Annotated in this window: 12 protein-coding genes; 2 read left to right on the top strand and 10 right to left on the bottom strand. The window is 64.9% G+C overall.

The features are described from left to right. Positions 1-39 precede the first annotated feature (39 nt). Positions 40-3,378 carry an autotransporter outer membrane beta-barrel domain-containing protein gene (locus tag HBH1_RS03680; RefSeq protein WP_102661634.1) on the bottom strand — a complete coding sequence of 1,113 codons (3,339 nt, stop codon included), beginning with the start codon at positions 3,376-3,378 and terminating at the stop codon, positions 40-42. A gap of 480 nt (positions 3,379-3,858) precedes the next feature. Between HBH1_RS03680 and HBH1_RS03675 the strand changes: the two genes are divergently transcribed. Continuing rightward, complete coding sequence (locus HBH1_RS03675) at positions 3,859-6,390, top strand: chemotaxis protein CheW (RefSeq protein WP_102661811.1); 2,532 nt, start codon at positions 3,859-3,861, stop codon at positions 6,388-6,390. Between the two features lie 55 nt (positions 6,391-6,445). Here HBH1_RS03675 and HBH1_RS03670 read toward each other — a convergent pair whose 3' ends face one another. Continuing rightward, complete coding sequence (locus HBH1_RS03670) at positions 6,446-7,420, bottom strand: XdhC family protein (RefSeq protein WP_102661633.1); 975 nt, start codon at positions 7,418-7,420, stop codon at positions 6,446-6,448. 16 nt (positions 7,421-7,436) lie between these two features. Continuing rightward, positions 7,437-8,987 carry a methyl-accepting chemotaxis protein gene (locus HBH1_RS03665; RefSeq protein WP_158243272.1) on the bottom strand — a complete coding sequence of 517 codons (1,551 nt, stop codon included), beginning with the start codon at positions 8,985-8,987 and terminating at the stop codon, positions 7,437-7,439. A 628-nt stretch (positions 8,988-9,615) separates the two neighbouring features. On the opposite strand from HBH1_RS03665, the gene HBH1_RS03660 reads away from it, so the two are divergent. Further along, entirely contained in the window at positions 9,616-10,713 is a 1,098-nt protein-coding gene (locus HBH1_RS03660) for a porin (RefSeq protein ID WP_102661631.1), read from the top strand. Positions 10,714-10,858: 145 nt separating this feature from the next. Here HBH1_RS03660 and HBH1_RS03655 read toward each other — a convergent pair whose 3' ends face one another. Genes HBH1_RS03655 through HBH1_RS03625 form a run of 7 tightly spaced genes read right to left on the bottom strand, consistent with a single transcriptional unit; the run spans position 10,859 to position 18,117 of the window. Next, a complete protein-coding gene (locus HBH1_RS03655; protein ID WP_102661630.1) occupies positions 10,859-13,270 on the bottom strand; it encodes a xanthine dehydrogenase family protein molybdopterin-binding subunit in 2,412 nt (803 codons plus the stop codon). Beyond that, positions 13,267-13,761, bottom strand: a complete 495-nt coding sequence (locus HBH1_RS03650) for a (2Fe-2S)-binding protein (RefSeq protein WP_006461857.1) — start codon at positions 13,759-13,761, stop codon at positions 13,267-13,269. Before HBH1_RS03650 ends, HBH1_RS03655 begins: the two co-directional genes overlap by 4 nt. Then, on the bottom strand, positions 13,754-14,659 hold the full coding sequence (locus HBH1_RS03645) for an FAD binding domain-containing protein (RefSeq protein ID WP_102661629.1): 906 nt from the start codon (positions 14,657-14,659) through the stop codon (positions 13,754-13,756). The genes HBH1_RS03650 and HBH1_RS03645 overlap by 8 nt, the downstream gene beginning before the upstream one ends. Positions 14,660-14,713: 54 nt before the next feature. Next, on the bottom strand, positions 14,714-15,433 hold the full coding sequence (locus HBH1_RS03640) for an ABC transporter ATP-binding protein (protein ID WP_102661628.1): 720 nt from the start codon (positions 15,431-15,433) through the stop codon (positions 14,714-14,716). Next, entirely contained in the window at positions 15,426-16,193 is a 768-nt protein-coding gene (locus HBH1_RS03635) for an ABC transporter ATP-binding protein (protein ID WP_006461860.1), read from the bottom strand. The genes HBH1_RS03640 and HBH1_RS03635 overlap by 8 nt, the downstream gene beginning before the upstream one ends. Beyond that, positions 16,190-17,212, bottom strand: coding sequence for a branched-chain amino acid ABC transporter permease (locus HBH1_RS03630; RefSeq protein WP_006461861.1), 1,023 nt, complete (start codon positions 17,210-17,212; stop codon positions 16,190-16,192). Before HBH1_RS03630 ends, HBH1_RS03635 begins: the two co-directional genes overlap by 4 nt. Beyond that, positions 17,209-18,117, bottom strand: coding sequence for a branched-chain amino acid ABC transporter permease (locus tag HBH1_RS03625; protein ID WP_102661810.1), 909 nt, complete (start codon positions 18,115-18,117; stop codon positions 17,209-17,211). Before HBH1_RS03625 ends, HBH1_RS03630 begins: the two co-directional genes overlap by 4 nt. Positions 18,118-18,128: the final 11 nt, after the last annotated feature.

Here is an 18,128-nt window from a genome sequence, read left to right as displayed (position 1 = left end):
ACAAAGCGCGATCATGGCACTGCCTGCCGTGCACAAGGATCAGAAACGCCAGTTCGCAGAGACGGCCGCCGTCAGCTCTGCATCACCGCCGCGCCAGAGCGTACTGGACAAGGATGCGTCGACCACCATGTCCTGCCGCACCCGGTAGGAGGCGCCGGCCTGCAGGTCCAGGCTGTCGCGCTGGATCACTTCACTGCTTGCCGCAAATGCGACGTCGGGATATCCCGCCAGGCGCGCTGTCTGCGTGGTCGTGCGCGCCAGCATGTCGCGGCTGACGCCAGCACGCAGATTGGCACGGACCTGCCGCCCCGAGGCCAATGCCAGGTCGCTGCGCCATTCGCCCCCCAGGCGTGCACGCATGGAACGCAAGGAATTGCTGTCCAGTTGCAGGCCCGGCCCGTCCGTATTGTTTTCCGTGATCGCAGGCCGCGACAGCACCGTATAGTCGAGACCGGCCAGCGGCCCGGCGCTGCTGCCCTCGCCGATGCGCCAGCGCCAGCCACCACCCAGCGTGGCGCTGGCGACGGTGCCGGTCCAGGTGCCACGCGGCGCGCTCTGATATCCGTTGAAACCGATCTTGCGTTCCAGGCGCCCGTCTTCCACGCCCACGCGGGCCTGGGCGAAGGCATGCGGTCCGGCCAGGGGATCGGCGGCATAGGCCAGGTGTGCGCCCACGTCCAGCGCCGAGGTCTCGCCGGATGCCGGGGTGCGGCCATCGACCCGGGTCGACTGCCCACTGACCGCGCCATGCAGGCCCACCGTCCAGCCATCCATGGCCAGGCCACTGCGCTCCACCCCCAGCACCACACCATAGGTATTGCCGTTGGCGCCCACGGCACGCCCGGACCGGTCGCGCCAGTAGGCACTACCGAAAGGCATGGCGAACGCCGTCCAGTCGCTGCCCGCCGGCACCTGTCCGTCCAGCATCGTTACGGCCGGTGCGCGGGCGGCCACCAGATCACCGATGTGCCGCTCACGCAGCAAGGCGCCCGAAAACATTTCGCCATAGGCCACCGGCGACAGCTGCCGCAATGCCGGTGCGATGCCACTGCCGTCGGCCGCCGAAAAGTCCAGCGCGGCCACCAGCGAACGCATGTCGCCCCGGGCATTGCCCGCTGCCACGTCAAGCGAACGCGCGACCTGCAGCGTCACGTCATCGTTGGCGTAGCGCGAATAGGCTGCATCGCGGCGCTGCACCGAAACGGTATAGCTCAGGCCGCCTGCTGCGGTGACATCGGCCACCAGGGTGGGCGAAGCCAGCAGGGCGCTGGCCGACGCAAACGCGCCGCTGATGCTGCCGGCCTGCAGCCATTGATCGCTGGTGAGCGCGAAACGGTTCGCGTACCAGCTGCGTTGCGGCGCGATGGTCAGGCTGCCATCCAGCGCCGCGTTGCCGCTGACGACCAGGGAACTGATATTGCCGCTGCCGTCCACGCTGGTCTGCAACCGACCGTCGGCCCCCTGCGCGTAATTGCCGACCACCGTGATGTTGCTGCCCAGCGTGGGGGCCAGCGTGCCATGGTTGGTGAACAGGCCGGCGCTATTCAAGGTATAGCGGCTGCTGCCACCCAGCAGGGCGCCCTGGGCGATATTGACCTGGTAGATCTGGTGGTTACCGGTCAGGAAGGTGGTGCCGCCCTCGAAGGCCAGTGACAGATTGTTGATGCCGACGATATTGCCGTCATAGCGCAATGCGAAGCCAGGATCGGCTGAAGCGGCGGCGCGTCCCTCGGCGTCCGGCAGGTAACCGAAGCTCAGGGTGGTCAGGCGTGGCGCACTGCCATCGAGCTCGGCATAGTCGGAACGGATATCGCCCTGCAGCGAAGCGCCGCGCATGACGTTGATCTGGCCCACATAGGCGTTGCTGGAGATATAGATGGCCGCACTGCGGCCGGCCAGGCGCCCGGTCAGGTCGAAGCGGCTGACCAGCGGGCCATCCAGCTCCGCCAGCAGGGAGCCGGTGGCCTTCGATCCCCGGTAGATGTAGGAGCCACGGTAGTCGCTGTCATTGCCCAGCATATTGTTGCCGAAGTCGAAGCTCACTGCGATGCCGTCCTCGCCCAGGGCCTGTACGTCACCGCGCTGGGTGAAGGTGTGGTCCTTGCCGTAGGTGAACATCACCCCGCGCCCGTAGGGGCCATCGGCATAGACCCGGGTACCGGGCAGGATGACGATATGGTTGGCGGCGCCGTCGATGCGCATGCCCGCGCCACCTGCGCCGGCCGAGAGCAGGTCGGCGCGCTGGTAGATGGTATTGTTGCTGCCGTAGACATGCAGGCCCAGGCCCAGCGTGGCCAGGTTATAGGTATTGGGCAGGTAGGCGCTGCCCTCTGCATTGCGCTGGAAAAAACCGTCGTCGTTGAGGATCACCTGGCCGTCGGCGTAGACGGAACGCCCGAAGAAATTGCGACGGTCGATGTCATAGCCCAGGTCCTGCAGGATCGCCAGTTCGGCTTCCATGAAGGTGGTGTAGTTGCGGTAGCTCTGATGGCTCATCAGGCTGTTCTTGAGCTCCACGTGCGACATGAAGGGCGGATCGGAATCGGTCGCGGTGCCGGTACTGAGCGGTATGCCGCGCATGCCGGAGCCGGCCAGCACCTGCGCCACGTTCGGACCGATGAAATACCCCGAGTTCTTGCTCAGGTCGAACACATCGGCAGCGGCCACCTTGCTGCATGTCATGCACCAGATCACCTGGCCGGGCTGGGCTGCCTTGCCGTTGTCGTCGCGCAGGTAGGAGGTCCACTGGTTGATTCCGTCGCTGAAGCGATACACGGAAGGGCCGGAGGGCTGCTCGGTTTCGTCAATAGAAGAGCCGATCCCCAGTGCATGCCCGATCTCGTGAAAGGCGACCGCCGGCAGATCCCAGCCGGTGACATTGCGTGGCAGCTGTGAAGGGATGTAGACATTGGTGCTCACCGGGATGTCCTGAATCCCCACGAAGCCATGCGCGCCCAGTGTCAACGGGCCGGCCTGCAGATTCTGCAGCGCCGCCTGCACCTGGGTCGGTGCAACGATCAGACCTGGCACCGACGGACTGTAGGCATGGGCGTTGTCGTTGCCAGGCTCGCTGCCGATATTGATCACCGCCGGGGACGTACCGGGGATCACCTTGATATAGTTGGCCCACTGTCGAAGCCCCGCCAGGGTCTGCTGCTTGAACATGTCCGAGAGCGCAAACGGCGAGGATTGGAACGTGTCGCCCTCTTTCTGGAAGGCGCCGTCAGCAGGCCCGTAGAAACGGGCCTCGAAGATCGGCACCTGATTGCTGTCGAGAATCGTGTGTGATTCATAGGTCTGCGCCTGTGTCTGCGCTTGTGTCTGCGCGCAGGCCAACATCGCCGCTGCGGCGACGGCCTTCAATACCAAGCCCTTCATGCTACCCCCCTGATGGCGCCGGCCGTCTCGGCCTCTGGCGCGTTTCTTAACGTTTTACGTGTTTTTGTTAAGGCGCCACCGTACAGCAGCCAGAGAAGGGGCAAAGCCGGCAAATAGGACGGTTTTCCACCCCTGATTGCACAGTTCACCACCAGCCTTGCCTTCAGCCCGATCTATGGGCTGCAGGCAATTACTGCTGAGCATCATTTTTGCGACAGTGGCGATGAATGGTCAGCGATCACCACTGCGCTTACTTCCTTGTGACGTCGTTTTTACGTCCAGTGGACGTCGCTGTTACGCGTCTGTCACAGGCCTGTCATGCGCCTGTCACATGCCTGTCCCGGCAGGCGGGAACACGCTTCCGAGCAGACGAAAAGCGTTCTCATTGGCGCGCAACTTGCTTAGTGTCAATGGGGGTTTCAATGGGTAGTTCACAAGATCATGCATGACAATCAACAGACCGAAGAATTTTTGCGGCATATGCCTGCCGTCGTCGACTGCGAACGTTCGCTCAGGGAGCTCAGCGTTGCCTGGCGCCTGATCGAGTCGACTGCCAAGATGGTATGTCCCACCGAAGCCAAGAGCATCCTGCCCACCATCAAGGTGACGCGCGAGGGCTTCAACCAGTTGGAAAAGAGGCTCATCGCCAATCTGGTGCAACAGAACGTGTCGAAAGTGGTGCAGGAGTTCGATTTCAAGGCCCGGGTCATCATCGACATCGTGGTCCGCAACCTGTTCGAGCGCACCGCCGATGTTGGCTTCCTGGCCATGGACGAGGCCATCCGCCAGTTCATCCTGGCCGGAGCGGACGGCGAGCGCCACCAGATCGTGGCGCGACTTAATGCCTACCGGCAAAAGTACACGGTCTATGACGAGATCTTCATTCTCGATCCACAGGGACAGGTGCTGGCCAATCTCGACCCTGCCAATACCGTCACGCAATCGCGCGACCCGCTGGTAGCGCGCACCCTGGCCGCCAACGGATATCTGGAGACCTTTGCCGTCACCGATCTGCGCGGCGGCAGCGAACGCTCCCTGATCTACTCCCACAAGATCGTCAACCCCGAGGACGGCAAGACCATCGGCGTGCTGTGCCTGTGCTTCCCGGTGGCGGTGGAGATGGACGACGTCTTCGGCGGACTGCGCAAGCCCAACGACCGCAGCGTCATGCTCATGCTGGACCAGGACGGACGCGTCATCGCCAGCAGCGATGCCGAACACGTGCCGGTCGGTCGCACCGTGCCGCTGGCGCTGGAAGGCCCCTACCAGTTGGTGACCCATGCCGGACGCGACTACCTGGCGCGTACCTGCGCCGCGCGCAACTACCAGGGCTACAGTGGCCCCGGCTGGTACGGCCATGTGATGGTGGCCTGCGATGTGGCCTTCCGCCAGCCGGGCCAGGACATGCTCTCGCAATACGACGCGGACCTGCTGGCCGGCGTGATGTCACACGCCCGCTCCTTCTGCCCGCCCCTGCATGACGTCACGCTGCTGGCCGACTCCATCAACCACTCGCTGCGGCGCGTGGTGTGGAACGGCAAGATCATGGCCTCGGGCGACGCCGGCGACCTGCTGCGGCTCAAGGCCATCCTGCAGGAAATCAGCCAGACCGGTGACGAGACCAACGAAGTCTTCCGCGAATCCATCCTCGACCTGTACGCCACTGCGCTGTCGTCTAGCCTGCAGGACCTGCAGTACATCTCGCGCCTGATGGTCGACATCATGGACCGCAACCTCTACGAGCGCGCCAACGATTGCCGCTGGTGGGCACTGACCCCGCGCCTGCGCCAGCTCCTGGCCCAGGAAACGCGTCGGCCCGCCGAACTGGCCGAGCTCCAGAAAATCCTGGCCTCCATCAATGCGCTCTACACCGTCTACACCAGGCTGGTGGTATTCGACAGCCACGGCCACATCGTCGCGATGAGCAAGCCCCTGGCCGAAGCCAGCGAGGGCAGCAATGCCGGCGCCTCCGGCGGCAGCCTGCGGGTGGACGAACAGCTGCTGCGCAATACCATGCGCCTGAGCGATCCGAGCCAATACTGCGTGTCGCCCTTCGAAGCGACGGCACTCTACGATGGTGCGGCCACCTATCTCTACAGCGCGGCCATCTTCCATCCTGAGCGCAGTGGTCCGCCGGTCGGCGGCATCGCCATCGTGTTCGACGCCACGCCCGAGTTCGCCAACATGCTGGGCTCTGCCCTGCCCGAGCAGCAAGGCGCCTTCGCCGCCTATACCGACCGCCAGGGGCAGGTCATCTCCAGCACCCACCCGGATTACCCACCCGGCAGCGTGCTGCCGCTGGGCGCGGCCACCAGCAGCAGTGCCAATGGCAGCAGCGCAGCGGAAATCCGCCTCCATGACGGCCACTACATGGTGGTCGGCCACACCACCTCATTTGGCTATCGTGAGTACAAGAACAGCGACGATTACGTCAACGACGTGATTGCCATGGTCTACACCCCCATCGGCCAACAGAGCGACGCCGTGCGTGCGCTGGACGGCGCCGACATCGAAGTCGCCAGCAGCAGCGGCAAGCTGCGCGAATTCGCCACCATCACCATCGACGGCGCTGTCTTCGCACTGCCGGCCGGTAATGTGATCGAAGCCATCGAAGCCTCGCGCATGCTGTCCACCTCCACCTTCAAACCGGTGCTGGCGGGCGCGCTGGACTATCACGAAGGGGGCGCGGCGAAATCGGTGTTCGTACCGGTGGTGGATATGCGCCAGCTGTTGCTGTCGACCGCATCGACCACCGCCGACAGCCGCGAGATCGTCATCGTGCGCCATGCCGGGCGCCTGGTCGGACTGCTGGTCGATGGTCTGCATGACGTACTGGAATTCGGCGAGAGTCACATCGATGCGCCGCTGATCATGTTCGGCGGTGGCGTCAATTACATCGGCAACCTGATCCGGACCGCCAAGCCTGGCGACACCATCCAGGTGGTGGATGTGGAACGCATCGTCATGAATTTCTTCGGGCCGCGCAAGGAGGCCTACCTGGCCGCGTCCTGAGGCGGGGGTGACGGACAGCAGCGGGTGACGGACAGCCGCCCTCGCTTGCCCGCCCTCAGCCGTCACCGCCGGATAGACCCGCGGCATTCCTGACGGCTGTCATCTGCGCCAGGATAGAGACGGCGATTTCAGCCGGCCTGTGACTATCGATAGGCAGACCGATCGGCGCATGCAGCCGTGCAATCTGCGCCGCGCAGAGATCGAACAAGGCCAGCCGCTCGCGACGGCGCTGGCTGCTGGCACGCGAACCCAGGGCGCCGACATAGAAGGCTGAAGAAGTCAGCGCCTCCAGTAGTGCCATGTCATCCAGCTTGGGATCGTGGGTCAGTGCCACGATGGCAGTGTGGGAATCCGGCTTCATCTCCAGCGCCACCTCGTCGGGCATGCCTACGACCAGCCGGGTACCGGCGATATGCCAGCCCGCCGCATACTCTTCGCGCGGATCGCAGACCAGGACCTCGTAGTCGAGCATCATCGCCATCCTGGCCAGCGCCTGTGACAGCTGTCCGGCGCCGATGATCAAGAGGCGCCAGCGCGGCCCGTAGCATACGGTGAAGTCAGGCTGCGCCAGCAGTGGCCCGGGCAAGGCACCGTCGGCATGGCCCAGCCGCGTGCAGCGGGACAGGCCGCTGGCCAGATCGAGCTGGCGCCGGATGCGCCCCTGCGCGGCGGTGACCTCCAGCACTTCGTCGAGCCAGCCGGAGCCCGGCAGCGATTCGCGTATCAGGACCAGGGTTCCGCCACAGGGCAAGCCAAAACGTGCGGCCTGCTCCCGCGTGGTGCCATATTCCAGAACAGCGGGGCGCACAGACGTCGCCCCCTCCTGACGCACGCGCTCGATGAGATCATCCTCGACGCATCCGCCGGAGACCGATCCGACCACGCGACCATCGTCCCGGATGGCCAGCATCGCCCCGGGACTGCGGGGCGCGCTGCCCCAGGTACGCGCCACCGTGAACAGGTGTACCTGGTATGCTTGCCGCCGCCAGTCGCGGGCCGTGCGCAAGACCTCCAGATCCAGGCTTTCCATGTCTGTCCGCCCAGCCTCAGACCGCGACCAGACGAAATACGCCCATCGACAGCTTCACCGCCCCGGCCTGCTCCACCAGCAACGCCGACGAGGCCGCAACCTGCTCCACCAACGCCGCATTCTGCTGGGTAATGCGATCCAGCGAAGACAATGCCGCCGCCACCTGCTGCACGCCCTCGCGCTGCTCGATGCTGGCGCGGGAGATCTCGTCGATCAGGCCGCTCACGCCACCGATGGATGAGACAACCTCCGTGATGGTGGTCGCCGAGGTCTTCACCTGCGCCTGTCCCTGGCTCACGCTGCGTAGCGATGCGGTGATCAGCTCGGCGATTTCGCGTGCTGCCGTAGTGCTGCGCTGGGCCAGCGTACGCACCTCGCTGGCCACCACGGCGAAGCCACGTCCGTTCTCACCGGCGCGGGCCGCCTCCACTGCAGCATTGAGCGCCAGGATATTGGTCTGGAAGGCGATGGCCTCGACCACCTTGACGATCTGTCCGATCTGCGCGGCATCGTCGGCCATCGCCTGCATGGTCTGAACGATGCGATCGAAGGCCTGCCCGCCGCGTTGCGCCACGTCCGCAGCCGCCACCGCATTGGCCGCCGCAGAGACGGCGTGATCGGCATTGTTCTGGATGGTGGCGGCCAGTTCCTCCATGCTGGAGGCAATCTCCTGCAGCGACGATGCCTGGCTCTCGGTGCGCTGCGACAGGTCCATGTTGCCGGCCGCGATGTCCGAACAGGCCCGCGTCACACCATGCACATCACGACCGACTTCGCCGATCAGGCTGACCAGGCTGCTCCTCATCAGCAGAAGCGCCCGTACCAGATCGGCGGCATGTGGCTGGGCGGTCTGATCAAGGGGCGCATCGAGATCACCGGCGGCCATCCGATATGCGAAGTCGGTGGCCTGCTCCAGCGGCTGCATCAACTGTCGTCGCTGCCAGAGACTGCCCAGCACCAGCATGGCTAACGCCACCGCCAGCATGACCAGTGCCGCCGCCCGGCTTGCTGCGGACCACAGCAGGCCGGCTGCCAGTGCGCTCGCCAACGGCAAGGCCTGCCACAGCACGATCCGCTTGAGCAGCCCCGGTCGCCACAGCCGCTGCACCATCCCCGGCAGACCGGTGCGCAGGAACTGGCCGCCGCGCACGGTCCAGCCACGGGCGCGCCGTTCCTTGAAGCGGCGCAACATGGCAGCGGCAAAGCCGACCTGCTCCGCTGGCGCATGGGTGCGCACCGAGGTCGATCCGATCACGCGCCCGCCTTCCCGCACCAGCGAGACATTGGTCATGGCCCAGATACGCTGCCCATCGCTGCCCCGGATGCAGGTCAGTCCGGCCCACCGGCGCCCCTGCTCGATCGTGGTACGGCGCATGTCCTTGACGGCTTCGGCCGGCACGTCCGGATCGATCAGGCGCGTATAGGGCATGCCCACCAGCTCCTGCATGGGAATGCCCACCTCGTCGGCGAACGCCTGGTTGGCATAGGTGATGATGCCCTCCGAGCTGGTCCGGCTGATCAGATACTGTCCAGGCCGCAGTGCGCGACCATCTTGCTGCTGGCTCACCATCCCCCTCCTCCGCACCGTCCGGCCAACCCTCCGGCGGCGATAGTTTCCCGCGATTAATAACGAACATCATTCTGTTATTTTGCATCCTTCGATGTCAAGAAAAATTCCGCGATCGAGATCATCATCAGGCGGAGAAACTGCGCTTCGATAGGCCAGCGTCACGGCATCGGCAACGCAGCGTCGTACACGAACAACGACGGAGCGCAGAGGTGTGCGATAGCGAGCATTTCCTCACATCGCCCCATAATCCAGTACGCATAGGGCTTCCATGAGCACGAAGAATAAAAAACGCACCAAAAATGCGAATATGGGGAGCTGAGCTTCTTTTTTAAGTGCATGTGACGGAACGGCTGCACCATTTGTTTCCCCTGCCATCCTGCCCTGCCTTCCCCGGCAAGAACGCGTGGCAAAAAAACTTATCCCGCAAGCGACAATAACGATTGACATTCATTTTATTGAGATTAAATAATGTCATTCATTATTTGACGCACATCAAAGCAGCATCAAAGCAGGCGCCGCGCCGCCCACTCGTTCAGATCCATTGCAGTCCGATTCATCCGTAGCGCCACCGCCAGCGGTGGTTTTCAACGCTGTCTTGATTGTTCAACCTGAAGGGGAAATAAAAGTGAAGAAACGTCTGTTAGCCGCCGTCTCCGCCGGCCTGTGCCTGGGGGGGCTGGGTACCGAAGCGATGGCCCAGAGCAGTGTCACCATCTACGGCATCATCGATACCGGGGTCGAATATCTCAATCACACCAATGCCGCCGGCCAGGGCAAGCTGCGTACGCTGCCGCTGACCGGACTGCTGCCCTCGCGCATCGGCTTCAAAGGGGTCGAGGACCTGGGTGGTGGCATGCGCGCCTTCTTCAATCTGGAAAGCGGCTTCGTGCCGACCACCGGCGGCATGGGCCAGGGCAACCGCCTGTTCGGACGACAATCCAATGTCGGCCTGATGGATCCGACCTGGGGTACCTTCACGCTGGGTCGCCAGTACAACATGACGGCCATCTCGCTGATCGCCGCCGACATCATGGGTCCGGCCAACCACGGCCTGTCCAACATGGACTCCTACCTGCCCAACACGCGCAGCGACAATGCGCTGGGCTACATGAACAAGATCGGCAACACCACCGTGGGCGCCACCTATAGCTTCGGTCGCGATACTTCCGCGGCGGGCGGGCCTGCCGCCACCAATTGCGCTGGCGAGAACGCCGCCGATGCGCAAGCCTGTCGCCAGTGGACGGCGTTGATCAAGTACGACACCGCCACCTGGGGCGTGGCCACTGCCTACGATACCCTGCGCGGCGGCGCCGGGGCGGGCAACCTGCTCACCAGCAGCAACTACAAGGACAACCGCGCCTCCTTCAATGGCTGGTTCAAGGTCGGCGATCTGAAGATCGGTGGTGGCCTGATTGCCCGCCACCTGCAACGTGCGGTCGACATCAACTACAACCTCTGGTATCTCGGCGCCAGCTACGCGCTCACGCCACAGTGGCAGGTCGAAGGCCAGGTGGCCCATCTGGATACCCGTAACTCACCCGACGACAGCACACTGGGCACGGCGCGCGCGATCTACTTCCTGTCCAAGCGCACCAGCCTCTACGCGTCGTATGCGTACATCAAGAATCGCGGCAATGCCGCCATTGCCGTCAGCTCCGGCAGCACGGTCGGTGTCGGCCAGAACCAGTCCAGCGTGATGGCCGGCATCCGGCATACCTTCTGAAGCAGCTTTACTCCTGAGGATCCCTTTGTAGGACTTGGCGGAACGCATCGAGGCGTTCCGTTTTTTTTGGGCGTTCCGGAGGGGCCGGAGAGGGACGAAAAAAAGGCGCCGTCGCGACGGCGCCTGCTCCTCCATCTGGCCAGCCTCAGAAGGGAGGCAGTCTTGCCTCGCCCTGACGCATCTCGGGATGATGCAGTACGTCCAGCACATGTGCCGGCGTAAACGGCTGCTGCCATACACCCTGCCCAAGGGGGCGCAAGGCGTCGTTGACGGCGCACCAGATGGCGCCAATGGCCCCCACCGTCCCGGCCTCGCCCACCCCCTTGGCACCGAGACTGGTTTCGCGCTCGGGCGTGGTCACATGGCCCACATGGATCTGGGGCATCTCCGAGGCCATCGGAATCAGATAGTCCGCCAGCGAGGCATTGCTCATCTGCCCGTTCTCGGAATAGATGCACTGCTCGAACAGGGCCGCGCCTATCCCCTGCACCACGCCACCGCGGATCTGCTCATCGGTCAGCAGCGGGTTGACGATACGTCCGCAGTCTTCCACCACCCATACGTCCAGCACGCGGATCATCCCGGTCTCGATATCGACCTCGACCTGCGCCGCCTGCACCCCATTGGCGGCGAAGTAGGGCTTGCCGGTCGGCGCATAGCTGCGCTCCACCGTCAGTTCCGGGATGACGTCCAGCTTGATGGCGGTCGAATCGTAATGCGCCTTGAGCGCCACCTCCGCCAGGCTCATCAAGGCCTCGCCGTCACGGCCGGTGATCATGCCATCGACGATATCGAGCCCGTCCTGCGATTGCTCTCCGAGGGCCGCTGCGATCGACAGGATATTGGCGCGCAGCTGCGCTGCGGCCAGCAGGGCAGCTTCCCCGGCCAGGGAGATGCCGCGCGAGGCCCAGGCACCGCCCCCCAGTGGATCGCGGGAGGTGTCGCCGGCCGCCACCGCCACCGTCTCCAGCGGACTACCCATGGCGTGGGCCACGATCTGGGCCAGGCCAGTGCGCGTGCCCTGCCCCTGGTCGGTCGCACTCGTGCGGCACTGGATGTGACCGGAGGGCAGCAGGCTCAGGCGCACTCCCTCCTTGCCGGCCACCCTGACCTGATTGGGTCCATAAAGGCCCGCGCCCACGCCGGTCAGCTCGACGAAGGTGCACAACCCGATGCCACGATAGACGCCGCGCTGGCGCAGCGCATCCTGCGTGGCGCGCAGCTGGCGGTAATCCATGTTCTCCAGCAACTGATCCATGCAGGCGTCCAATGACAGCGGGCCCAGTGGGATGCCGCCGGCAGCAGGCAGCATCGGCGCCTCGGCCGGACGCGCCGGCAGATGATTGCGGCGGCGCATGGTGACCGGATCCATGCCGATGGCCGCTGCCGCGTCATCGATCAGTTGTTCGATGACGGCGCAGGCGATGGGCTGGCCCACGGCACGATATGCACCGGTCGGTACCTTGTTGACGAAGGCCCCGCGCACCCGCCCGCGGAAGGCGTCGATGCGGTAGGCCGAGCCGCACAGGTCGAGCGCCTGCAAGGCTTCGCCGATACTGGAACGCGGGTAGGCGGACACCGCCCCGAAGCAGAACAGCAGATCCACGTCCAGCCCCAGCAGGTGTCCTTCGGCATCCACCGCCAGTTGCGCCTCGACGCTGGCGTCCCGGGCGTGGACATCGGAGACGAAGGATTCCAGGCGGTCCGCCTGGAATTTGACCGGCCGGCCCAGCAGCATCGCAATGGCGACCACCGCGATCTCGTCGGCATAGGCGTGCAGCTTGATGCCGAAAGCGCCACCCACGTCGGGGCTGGCGACCCTGACCCGCTCCAGCGGCAGGCCCAGCAGACTGGCGTAGATCTCCTGCATCTGGAAGGGCGCCTGATGGGATTGCTGGATGTCCAGCTCACCGGTGCGCCGGTCGAAGCTGGCCAGGATGCCACGTGGCTCCAGCGGCACACCGGTCTGGCGACCGAAGCTGAAACGGCGTCGTACCACCTGGGCAGCACCGGCAAATGCGGCGGCCACATCACCCTTGCCGATCTTGCGCTCCAGCGCCAGGTTGTGCTCGATGGCCGGGTGGCAGGGTGGACAGCCGGCTTCCAGTGCGGCGCTCGGGTCCACCACGGGCTCGCCCTCCTCCCAGTAGATCTCGATCAGTTCGAGCGCGTCCTCGGCCTGCGCGCGCGTAGCGGCCACCACCGCCGCCACCGCTTCGCCCTGCCAGAACACTTCATCGATGGCCAGCGGATTCTGCGGGGCCGAGACATGCTCCGGCCACATGGCAAAGCGGGTGGTCCAGCCAGCGCAGACGGTGGCCAGGTCGGCGCCGGTGACGACCGCACTCACCCCGGGCATGGCCGCAGCGGCGTCGACATTGATCGCGTGCAAGCGCGCACGCGCGAACGGACTGCGATAGAACACTACATGCTGCATATCGGCCAGCACCAGGTCGTCGAGATAGCGTCCGCGTCCGGCCACGAAACGCTCGGCATCCGCGCGGGCGACGCTGCGGCCGATCAGGCCAGCGGCCGCGGTCTGGGCGGCGGCGCTCATGCATCCTCCCCGGCGGCCATTTCGATGGCATCGACGATGGCCTGGTAACCGGTACAACGGCAGTAATTGCCCGAGATGGCATCGCGGATCTCCAGGCGGCTGGGGCAGGCCTTGGCCTGCAGCAGTTCGTTGGCCGTCATCAGCATGCCCGGCGTACAGAATCCGCATTGCATGGCATTGCGCGTCACGAAGGCGCGTTGCAGGGCGGCGATCTCGCCGCTTTCGGCCAGCCCCTCCAGGGTCTCCACGCTCAGGCCGTCGACCTGCACCGCCAGCATCAGGCAGCCGCGCACCACCGCGCCATCGACGCGCACATTGCAGGCACCGCAGACGCCGACCTCGCAGCCGACGTGGGCGGCCGTCAATCCCATGTCCTGGCGCAGGAAATCCACCAGGTTGCGGCGCACCGGCACCAGGCAATTGACGTCCTTGCCATTGAGGGTGAATTGGATGTTGGCGTGTTCCACGCAACGGACGGACAGATCATCCATGGCTGGCTCCGTAAGGAATGGTTGAATCGGCCGGCGCGCCGAAGGTCGCCGCCAGCACGCGACGTATCAGGGCGGCCGCCTGCAGGCGCTTGACCTCGGGGCTGCCGAAGTGGTTGTGATCGGGATTGAGCTCGGCCACGGCAGCCCTGGCGATCTCCTCGCCCAGCGCAACGGACCACGCCTGCCCCTGCGCCAGTGCAGCGGCCGCGGTGGACAGGATGGGCATGGGATCGGTGCCGAAGGTGGTCAAGCGCAGGTCGCTGATGATGCCCCCGGCATAGCTGGCCCGCAGCGCGACGCCGACCATCGCGAAGTCCCCATGGCGGCGCGCCAGCTCGTCGAAGCCGAAGACCTCCTGCGGCTGGCAGGCCGGGTAGAGTGCTTCGATCAGGATTTCGTCATCCTGGCGGGCCGTCTCGTACAGACCGAAGAAATAATCCACCGCCGGCACCTCGCGCACGCCGCCGTCACGGCTCTGCAGCACCAGCAAGGCATCCAGGGTGATGGCGCAGGCCGGCATCTCCGCCGACGGATCGGCCAGCGCCAGACTGCCGCAGGTGGTACCGCGATTGCGCACTGCCGGATGGGCCACATGGCGCATGGCCATGTGCAGCAAGGGCAGATGTTGTTCCACCAGCGGTGAGCTGGCGGTCTCGGCATGACGCACCAGGGCGCCGATGCGCACATGGCTGGCATCCTCGGCCAGCACGATGCCCTTGAGCGCCTCGATGCGATTGATGTCGATGAGCAGGCTCGGCGCCGACAGGCGCAGATTGAGGGTGGCGAACATGCTCTGGCCGCCGGCCAGGACGCGCGCATCGCTGCCGTGTTCAGCCAGCAGCGCGCACGCCTCTTCCAGCGAACTCGGGCGGGCGTATTGGAAACCTGATGCCTTCATGCAATATCCGATAAGTTGTGACAGGCCGGGTGGGCGCAGCCGGGATGCACACGCTCACACGCCCATGTAACGATGCACCAGGGATGGGTCCTGCTGCAACTGCTGTGAGCTTCCACTCCAGGCGATACGTCCCTTCTCGACCACATAGTGGCGGTCAGCCAGTCCCATGAGCGACTGGATGTTCTTGTCGATGACGATCATCGACAACCCTTCCTTCTTCAGTTCGTGCAGGGCGCGCCAGATATCGGCACGCGCCACCGGCGCCAGGCCTTCGGTGGCCTCGTCCAGCACCAGCAGGGAGGGATTGGTCATCAGCGCACGCGAGATGGCCAGCATCTGCTGCTCGCCGCCGGACAACTGCGAACCCATGTTCTGACGCCGCTCCGCCAGCCGTGGAAAGAATTCATAGGCGCGTCGCAAGGTCCAGGGCCGACTGTCGGCCTGCCCTGCGCGCGCCGGGCGGGCGGTGGCGATCAGGTTTTCTTCCACGGTCAGGTCGGCGAAGATCTGGCGCCCTTCGGGCACCAGCCCCAGGCCACGGCACGCCACTTCGTGACAAGGCAGGGTATCGATGCGCTGGCCGCCAAAGCTGATGCTGCCGGCACTCGGACGCAGCAGACCGAACAGGCATTTGACGGTGGTGGATCGACCCATGCCATTGCGACCGAGCAAGGTGATCACCTCACCGCGCTGCAGGTCCAGCGAGATGTCGAACAGGGCCTGCGCCCGACCGTAGGAGGCCTGCAGCCCGCGGATGGATAACTGTTCAGCCATGAGCGGCTCCGGAAAAAGTCCCTGCCTCATCACCCAGGTAGATGGCGCGGACCTCGGGGTGATTGCGAATTTCATCGGGCGTGCCACAGAAGGCGGCACGACCCGACACCAGCACCGTGATGCGATCGGCCAGGGCGAAGACCGCATCCATATCGTGTTCGATGAGCAGCATCGAGTAACGGCCCTTGAGGGATTGCAAGAGTTGTACCACCGATGCCGATTCTTCGATGCTCATGCCGGCCATGGGCTCGTCGAGCAATAGCAGGCGCGGCTGCGCGGCCAAGGCCATGGCCAGCTCAAGCTGGCGTCGCTCGCCGTAGCCCAGTTCTCCTGCCAGCGTATCGCGGCGGGCTTCCAGGCGGGTGGCAAGCAGCGCCTGCTGCGCGTCCTGGCAGGCTTGCTCACGGGCCATCATCGGACGCCAGAAACCGTAGCCGCCAGTGGCGCCGACCGCCGCCAGCACGGCGTTTTCCATCACGGTGAACTCTTCGAAGATGGAGGTGATCTGGTAGGAGCGCAGCAAGCCCCGGCAGGCGCGCTGATGCAGCGGCAGCGTGGTCACCTCCTCATCGCCGAACCAGACCTGGCCGCTGTCGGGCCGCAGCTCTCCGGACAGCTGGTTGATCAGGGTGGTCTTGCCGGCACCATTGGGGCCGATGATGGCGTGCAGTTCGCCGGGACGGATGTCCAGGCTGACGTCGTCGGTCACCAGCAGGCCACCGAAGCGCTTGGTCAATCCCTGGGTACGCAGGCCGTTCATTGCTTGGCTCCATTGGCCACGATGGCAGTCGCATCGATACGGCCGGATGCGCCGCGTTGGCAGCACCGCACATCCAGCCAGTGCAAGGCACCCATGAGTCCGTCACGACCGGTGAGCGCAATGAGGATGATCATCGGCCCGAAGATGAGCATCCAGTGCTCGGTATAGGACTTCATCACCTCCTCCAGGCAGATAAACGCCAGTGCGCCGAGCAACGGACCGAATACGCTGCCCATGCCGCCCAGCACGACCATGACGATCAGCTCGCCGGACACCTGCCAGCTCATCAGTCCCGGCGAGGCATAGGCATTCAGATTGGCCAGCAGGAAACCAGCCAGGCCGCACAGGATGGCGGAGAGCACATAGGCGATCAGCTGCAGACGGCGGGCCGGGAAGCCCAGTGCGCTGATGCGCGCGAGGTTCTGGCGCGAGCCGCGCAGGGCCATGCCGAAGGGCGCGTGCCGCAACCGGTGCATCCACAGCAGGGTCACCGCCAGTACGCCCCAGGCGGCATAAAACAAGGGCAGCACCGAGCCGAGGTCGATCCCCGCGCCCAGCCGGCTGGTGGCGATGATGGACATGCCATCGTCACCCCCATACTGCTTGAGGCTGACGAAGACGAAATAGCCCATCTGGGAAAACGCCAGGGTGATCATGATGAAGCCGATGCCACGGGTGCGCAGGCTGATGGCACCGGTGAGCGCCCCGATACAGCCGCACGAAACCAGCACCAGCAGCAGCTGCGGCCACGCCGATTCCAGCCCGGCCAGCGAGGACAGGGAGACGCAATACGCCCCCAGGCCAATGAAGAGTGCGTGTCCGAAGCCGATCAGGCCGGCATAGCCCAGCACCAGGTTGAGCGCACTGGCGGCCAGCGCATAGATCAGCACACGCGCCAGAAAGCCCACGTAGAACTGCGCACCTAGTGCAGCGGCCACCGGTGGCACGGCCAGCAGCGCCAGCAACAGCAGCAGGGGAATGCCCAGGCTGGGACGGAACAGGGAGGAAGTCGTCTTCATCGTCTTGCCACGAAAAGGCCTTGCGGACGCAGCGCCAGGACGGCCGCCATCAGCAGGTAGATCAATAGGGAAGCCAGTGCCGGACCAGCCGCATCGGCCAGCTGGCGGCTGACCATCTCACGCAACAGCATGGGCAGGAAGGCCCGTCCCATGGTATCGACGACACCGACGATCAGGGCCGAATAGAACGCGCCCTTGACCGAACCGATGCCGCCGATGACGATCACCACGAAGGTGGCGATCAGGACCGGCTCACCCATGCCGGCCTGGACCGAGAGGATGGGGCCGGCCACGGCACCCGCCAGTCCGGCCAGGGCAGCACCGACGGCAAACAGCAGGGCATTGAGGAAGCGGATGTTGATCCCCAGCGCGCCCACCATGGCCGCATTGTTGGCGCCGGCACGGATGAGCATGCCCAGGCGGGTGCGGTGGATCATCCAGTAGCATCCGACGGCCACGGCCAGACCGACCACGATGACCGCAAAGCGGTACAGCGGATAGGGCAGGCCGAACAGGTCGATGACACCGTCCAGCATCGGTGGCACCGAGACGAACAGGGGCTGCTTGCCCCACAACATCGAGGCCAGTTCATTGAAGAACATGATCATGCCGAACGTGGCCAGGACATGGTTCAGGTGGTTCTTGTCGTACAGCCGCGCCACCGCCACCCGCTCCAGCAGCACACCGATGGCCAGGCAGCCCAGCAGTGCGGCCAGCAGCCCCAGCAGGAAGCTGCCGGTGGCATTGGCGACCGAGGCCGCAATGTAGGCCCCCATCATGTACAGCGAACCGTGCGCCAGGTTGACGAAGCTCATGATGCCGAACACCAGGGTCAGGCCGGCCGCCAGCAGGAACAGCAAGACCCCGTACTGGAGACCGTTGAGCAGTTGCGCAAACAGTAGCATGATGGCCTCGC

Origin of the sequence: Herbaspirillum sp. BH-1, from assembly GCF_002870055.1 — a bacterium.
Classification (GTDB): Bacteria; Pseudomonadota; Gammaproteobacteria; order Burkholderiales; family Burkholderiaceae_D; genus Herbaspirillum; species Herbaspirillum frisingense.
The sequence above is the reverse complement of the archived record's forward strand: the minus strand, read 5'-3'. Positions and strand labels throughout refer to the sequence as shown.

What these genes read in the sequence shown, in the direction of transcription:
- HBH1_RS03675 (WP_102661811.1), top strand. Translation starts at nt 3,859, where the DNA reads ATGCCTGCCGTCGTCGACTGCGAACGTTCGCTCAGGGAGCTCAGCGTT.
- HBH1_RS03630 (WP_006461861.1), bottom strand. Translation starts at nt 17,212, where the DNA reads ATGAAGACGACTTCCTCCCTGTTCCGTCCCAGCCTGGGCATTCCCCTG.
- HBH1_RS03655 (WP_102661630.1), bottom strand. Translation starts at nt 13,270, where the DNA reads ATGAGCGCCGCCGCCCAGACCGCGGCCGCTGGCCTGATCGGCCGCAGC.
- HBH1_RS03635 (WP_006461860.1), bottom strand. Translation starts at nt 16,193, where the DNA reads ATGAACGGCCTGCGTACCCAGGGATTGACCAAGCGCTTCGGTGGCCTG.
- HBH1_RS03670 (WP_102661633.1), bottom strand. Translation starts at nt 7,420, where the DNA reads ATGGAAAGCCTGGATCTGGAGGTCTTGCGCACGGCCCGCGACTGGCGG.
- HBH1_RS03640 (WP_102661628.1), bottom strand. Translation starts at nt 15,433, where the DNA reads ATGGCTGAACAGTTATCCATCCGCGGGCTGCAGGCCTCCTACGGTCGG.
- HBH1_RS03625 (WP_102661810.1), bottom strand. Translation starts at nt 18,117, where the DNA reads ATGCTACTGTTTGCGCAACTGCTCAACGGTCTCCAGTACGGGGTCTTG.
- HBH1_RS03650 (WP_006461857.1), bottom strand. Translation starts at nt 13,761, where the DNA reads ATGGATGATCTGTCCGTCCGTTGCGTGGAACACGCCAACATCCAATTC.
- HBH1_RS03645 (WP_102661629.1), bottom strand. Translation starts at nt 14,659, where the DNA reads ATGAAGGCATCAGGTTTCCAATACGCCCGCCCGAGTTCGCTGGAAGAG.
- HBH1_RS03680 (WP_102661634.1), bottom strand. Translation starts at nt 3,378, where the DNA reads ATGAAGGGCTTGGTATTGAAGGCCGTCGCCGCAGCGGCGATGTTGGCC.